The organism is Povalibacter sp. (assembly GCF_036735925.1).
Classification (GTDB): domain Bacteria; phylum Pseudomonadota; class Gammaproteobacteria; order Steroidobacterales; family Steroidobacteraceae; genus Steroidobacter.
Window position 1 is genome coordinate 1 of record NZ_DAINNK010000143.1, and the last position, 5,166, is coordinate 5,166.

Sequence of the window (5,166 nt, forward strand, 5' to 3'; positions counted from 1 at the left end):
CGCCACCGGATATCCATCCTGCGTCTCCTCGACGATGCCTTGATGTACGAGCGTCCGTGCCAGGTGCCGCCATTCATCGACACTTCGCTGCTTGCCAATACCGTAGACGCTCAGCGACTGATGGCCGCGATCGATGAGTCGCTGCGATTCGCCTCCCCGCAGGATCTCAATCAGATAAGCAGCGCCGAATCGCTCCCGACGCTGTGCGAGGCGGGCGATGCAAGATAGGTACTGCTGCGCTTCGACAGTCCAGTCTTTCAGCTCGCGTGGCTGCGTGCAGTTGTCGCATCCCCCGCAGGGCGGCGTGAACGACTCGCCGAAGTACTGCAACTGGATCGCGCGGCGACACTCGGTGGACTGGGCATAGTTCAGTACCTGTCGCAGTTGATGCCGCGCGATGCGCTGCTCGTCTTCGAGCGGTTCGTTCGTGATCGGGTCGATCTTCTGCTCGATCAGGAAGTCCGCAGTCCGGATATCACCCGCGCCGAAGTACAGAATGCACTGCGCGGGATCGCTGTCGCGACCGGCACGGCCGGATTCCTGGTAGTAGCTTTCGAGCGTGCGCGGCAGGTCGTGGTGGATGACCCAGCGAACGTCCGGTTTGTTGATGCCCATGCCGAAGGCGATGGTGGCGACGATGACTTGTGTGTCGTCGCGGATGAAGGCTTCCTGATTGCGGCTGCGCTCGTTGGCGTCGAGACCGGCGTGGTAGGGCAAGGCGCGAATGCCGTCATCTCTCAGGCGGCCGGCGAGTTCATCGACGCGTTTTCGCGACAGGCAGTAGACGATGCCGGCACCGCCCGCGTTCCGGGCATGGTTGAGAATCTCGGTGTACGTGCGACGGTCCTTGTCGCGAACAGCGTAGTAGAGATTGGGCCGGTTGAAACTCGCGACATGGATCGCAGGATCGCGCAGCGCAAGCTGCTGCAGAATGTCATTGCGCACTCGCGGTGTCGCGGTGGCGGTGAAGGCGAGCGCAGGTACGGAGGGAAACTGCGTTCGCAGTTGCGCGAGTTGTCGATATTCGGGTCGGAAGTCGTGTCCCCATTCCGACACGCAATGCGCCTCGTCGATGACGAAGGCGGCAATGCCGGGGTTTTCGGCGAGCCGCGGCAGTATCGAGCCCAGAAACTCCGGTTGCAGCAGTCGTTCGGGGGCGAGATACAGGAGTTTGCAGTCGCCGCGCAGCGCCGCACCGATGCGTGCCGAAATCTCGGCGTAGGAGAGACTGGAGTTGATGTAAGCCGCAGAGATCCCGTTGCTGGTCAACTGGCGGACCTGATCCTGCATCAGTGCGATCAGCGGCGACACCACGAGAGTGACGCCGGATTGCAGAATAGCGGGCAACTGAAAACAGAGGGATTTGCCGCCGCCGGTCGGCATGATCGCGAGCACGTCGCGACCAGCGAGTGCGTCGCGCACGATGGCCTCCTGTCCGGGTCGGAACGACTCGAAACCGAAGGCGCGTTTCAGCGCAGCGAATAGATCGTCGGTGTGCAAGGCAATCGGTCAGGGCTGTGTGCGGGCAGCCATGATCGCATCTTCGCGATTGCCGCGTGTTCGCGTAAATGGGCCAATTCGCTGGAAATGCGCGAGCGCATCCAGCGGTCGATGCGCGGCTAGCGCGTGCCTGTCAGGCTTTCCATCATCAAGCCCGTGCCGCCCTTGGAAATATGCGCGACGATGGCCGTGCGACGATGGATCTTGGTGACGACGCCGAGATTGATGGCGAAGGCGAGATGAACGGTGGCGCCCTTCTTGAGGCCGAGGTTTTCGGTTTCGATGAAGACGCCGTTGGCGCTGAGATTGCGAGCGCGGCAAAGTTTTCCGGGTCGACCGGGAATCGCAACGTACACTGCCGTGCGTGCGCGATGACGAGTGTGGAGGCGCCTCTCCATAATCAGTTCCCCGCCGTATCGATGTTGTAGTTGTCCGGCCTGATTTCGCTGCTGCCCATGTCGACGTTCTTCAGGATCACTTGCGGTGCCGAGGCATTATGCCGTGACGTATTGCTCATGCGAAGCGCGTTGTTCGGAGTTATGTCGTGCCCTGAAGGGCTACGTTGCGTCCGCAGGAATATGTCGGAAAGCGAATCGCAGGCACGGCGGTGGTACGGACAATGGCCATGAAGCAAGGTGAAGAATGACGTTCGGCTCCGCGATGAATCGATCTGCCCTCCAGACAGGGATGGACAGGAAGCTGCCCATCGGTGTTTTCGACTCGGGTGTCGGCGGGCTGACGGTGCTGCGCGCGTTGCGCGAGCGATTGCCGAATGAACGGTTTCTGTATCTGGGCGATACGGCGCGGCTGCCGTACGGCACCAAGAGCGGCGATTCGGTGCTGAGGTATTCCCTCCAGGCCGCCGAATTCCTGGTTCATCGTGGCATCAAGTGCCTGGTGGTTGCGTGCAACACGGCGTCGTCGGTTGCCGTCGATGCACTGCGTCAGCGGTTTGCGCCGATTCCCGTCATCGGTGTCATCGAGCCGGGTGCGGCGGCGGGTTGTGCGAGTTCGCGCAGCGGGCAAATCGGCGTCATTGCCACGGAAGGGACGGTGCAGGGCGGTGCGTATCAGCGAGCAATCGCCGCGATCAGGCCGGAATTCACCGTGGTTGCGCAGCCCTGCTCGCTGTTCGTGTCGCTGGCGGAAGAGGGGTGGACGGACGGTCCGATCGTCGATGCGATCGTGCATCGTTATCTCGATCCGATGTTCGCCGCGCATCCGCGGCTGGATACGTTGCTGCTCGGCTGCACGCACTTTCCGTTGTTGCTTGATGCACTGCGGGCGGCGGTAGATCCAGCGGTCGCGATCGTCGATTCCGCGGCTACCACGGCAGAAGCACTCACGATCGACCTGCAGAACAGGGACCTGTGTGCGACCGGCAGGCTCGAGCCTGCGGTTTCGTTGATGGCAACGGACGGTCCGCAGCGGTTCGCGCGGGTCGGCAGCCGATTCCTCGGCGAGGATGTCGAGGCAGGGCAGGTCGAGCTAGTCGATCTGGTTCGCTGAGCCGGTCAGCGGCTGCCGGTGGCGTTGCGATTGGTTGCCGCAAGATCCTCGAACGCCTCGAACCGATTCCTGCCGCAGAGCTTGGCCGCATAGAGGGCGTGATCCGCGGCCTCGAGCAGGGCGAGCGTGCTCGGGAAGCGCTGGCGTGTGCTGTAGGTCGCGAGCCCGATCGAGACGGTGACTTTCACTGGTCCGTCTACTGCATTCACCTGCATGTCCATGACGGCGTTCAGCATGCGCTGGGCGACCTGCTTGACGATGTCGCGATCGGCGCCCGGCAGGACGACGAGAAATTCCTCGCCGCTGAAACGCGCGACCAGGTCGCTGCCGCGTACACAGGATTGCAGCTTCAGGGCGCAGGTCTTGAGAACGTTGTCGCCGAGTTCCGTGCCGTGCTTGTCGTTCACGACTTTCAGGCGATCGATATCGACGTGCGCGATGCTGAGATCGCGGCCGAACACGACGGCCTGGGTGAATTCCCTATCCAGCAGCCGGTCGAGCCAGGCGCGGTTCAGTACGCCGGTCAGTGCGTCGCGTCGACTTGCATCTTCGGCTTCCTCGGTACGCGTCAGTAGAACGCTCGTGGTGGCCTGCAGATTGCTGACTTCCTGCAGGGCGTGCAGGTTGCGGACGGCCAGCAGTTCCCTTGCATCGGCGAGCAGGTTCTCGGCGTCATCTGCCTCGAGGATGCTGGTTTCGTACAGGGCTTCGGTTTCCGGGATCAGGCTGAGCACCCGACTGACGACGTCCGTGAAGGCTTCGTTGCCCAGTCCCACGAGATCCAGTACCCGTTGAGCGAGGCCGGGCAGGCTGCCGGGCCGGTCGGTGCTCAGGACGGCTTCGGCCAGGTCGCTGCCCAGGGTCACGCAGCGCGCGAACCGTCCATCGTCGGTATCGCCGGGAAGCGTCTGGGGCTTATGGCTGGCAGCCACGGCCTGCCAGATCCGGTCGGGCAGATTCCAGGATCGAAGCAGGATGGCGGTATATGCCGCATGATCCTTGCCGAGCTTGGCGGTTTCGTAGGCGATCCAGTCCGCATGGTTGGCGGGCTGGGGCAGCTGACTGTAGAAATCGCGGGACGCACGGTCGATGGCGAGCACGCCGATGTCCTGCAGGAGTGCCGCGAGGAAAATGTCCTCGGCATGGGGGGCCTTGGTGGCCTCGGCGAAGGCCCGTGCTGCCGTCGCGGCCAGCAGCGTCCGGCGCCAGAAGCGGGGATAGTCGATGCCGACGGGCCGCAGGGCCCGGACTGCGGAAACCAGTGAGAAGCTCAGCGCCAGGGTCAAAGCGGCGTTGAGCCCGATGATGACGAGCGCCTGCCGAAGATTCTGGCTCGGCCGGCGCTGTGAGTAGAACGCCGAGTTGGCGATCCGCAGGATTTTTGCTGTCATCGCCGGGTCGCGGCTGATCGCAGTAGCGACACGCCCCATCTCGATGTCAGGATCGCGCGCCAGCGCGATGATCTCGGTCGCCACTTTCGACGGACTCGGGAAGTCCACCTGGGCTTTGAGTCTGATTTCGAAGTCCTGGGGTGTCATGGCGGTTCTTGATGAGCGGCGGTTTGCGAAGTTACGCAGGGTCGCCGTCTATATCGGCTCCGGGACGAGCCGCTTGAGCGGGGGAAGTCTTAGGTTGCGGTGCAACTTGGTGTTGACACTCCGGACTCCCCCAAACAGAATACCGGGCTCTTTATGTCCGTCTGCGGAGGGGTACCCAAGCGGCCAACGGGGGCAGACTGTAAATCTGCTGGCTTATGCCTTCGTAGGTTCGAATCCTACCCCCTCCACCAATGTGCGGGTGTAGTTCAATGGTAGAACCTCAGCCTTCCAAGCTGATGGTGTGGGTTCGATTCCCATCACCCGCTCCATTGAACTTACTGCCGGGTCGTTGCAGGTGCCGTGACCTGCAGCAAGTTTCGGATGTAGTGAAGAGTTGAACGAGTTCGGTATCGGTTTGAAGGATGTGCCCACGTAGCTCAGTCGGTAGAGCACGTCCTTGGTAAGGACGAGGTCACCGGTTCAATCCCGGTCGTGGGCTCCAGTTAAGAGATTGAATGACTAGCGGCTAGCCGCTAGTGGCTTTCGACACAGATCGTTTTTCAGAGTCAACCGTTGTTAGAGGACCGCCGCTGTGGCCAAAGAGAAGTTTGAACGCACG

Annotated in this window: 4 protein-coding genes and 3 tRNA genes; 4 read left to right on the top strand and 3 right to left on the bottom strand. The window is 62.2% G+C overall.

All coding sequences use genetic code 11. The annotated features are described in order from the left end of the window. Together V7D81_RS22775 and V7D81_RS22780 are read right to left on the bottom strand one after the other, a co-directional pair. Positions 1 to 1,500, bottom strand: a 1,500-nt coding sequence (locus V7D81_RS22775; protein ID WP_324320644.1) for a RecQ family ATP-dependent DNA helicase, incomplete at its 3' end; no start/stop codon positions are given. A 119-nt stretch (positions 1,501 to 1,619) separates the two neighbouring features. Next, entirely contained in the window at positions 1,620 to 1,898 is a 279-nt protein-coding gene (locus V7D81_RS22780) for a PilZ domain-containing protein (RefSeq protein WP_324320646.1), read from the bottom strand. A 289-nt stretch (positions 1,899 to 2,187) separates the two neighbouring features. Here V7D81_RS22780 and murI point away from each other — a divergent pair, with 289 nt between their 5' ends. After that, the gene (gene murI / locus V7D81_RS22785) at positions 2,188 to 3,009 is read left to right on the top strand and encodes a glutamate racemase (RefSeq protein ID WP_324320648.1); all 822 of its coding nucleotides are present in this window, start codon (positions 2,188 to 2,190) and stop codon (positions 3,007 to 3,009) included. A 5-nt stretch (positions 3,010 to 3,014) separates the two neighbouring features. On the opposite strand, the gene V7D81_RS22790 is transcribed toward murI, so the two are convergent. After that, the gene (locus V7D81_RS22790) at positions 3,015 to 4,547 is read right to left on the bottom strand and encodes a sensor domain-containing diguanylate cyclase (RefSeq protein ID WP_324320650.1); all 1,533 of its coding nucleotides are present in this window, start codon (positions 4,545 to 4,547) and stop codon (positions 3,015 to 3,017) included. Positions 4,548 to 4,712: 165 nt separating this feature from the next. On the opposite strand from V7D81_RS22790, the gene V7D81_RS22795 reads away from it, so the two are divergent. From V7D81_RS22795 to V7D81_RS22805, 3 genes are all read left to right on the top strand, one after another. Then, a tRNA-Tyr gene (locus V7D81_RS22795) sits at positions 4,713 to 4,798 on the top strand. Positions 4,799 to 4,802: 4 nt separating this feature from the next. After that, positions 4,803 to 4,876: transfer RNA gene (locus tag V7D81_RS22800), tRNA-Gly, on the top strand. Positions 4,877 to 4,973: 97 nt separating this feature from the next. Then, positions 4,974 to 5,049, top strand: a tRNA-Thr gene (locus V7D81_RS22805). Positions 5,050 to 5,166 lie beyond the last annotated feature (117 nt).

Bases quoted from the DNA above. Each gene is read 5' to 3' on its own strand.
- V7D81_RS22780 (WP_324320646.1), bottom strand. From the start codon at position 1,898: ATGGAGAGGCGCCTCCACACTCGTCATCGCGCACGCACGGCAGTGTAC.
- murI (WP_324320648.1), top strand. From the start codon at position 2,188: ATGGACAGGAAGCTGCCCATCGGTGTTTTCGACTCGGGTGTCGGCGGG.
- V7D81_RS22790 (WP_324320650.1), bottom strand. From the start codon at position 4,547: ATGACACCCCAGGACTTCGAAATCAGACTCAAAGCCCAGGTGGACTTC.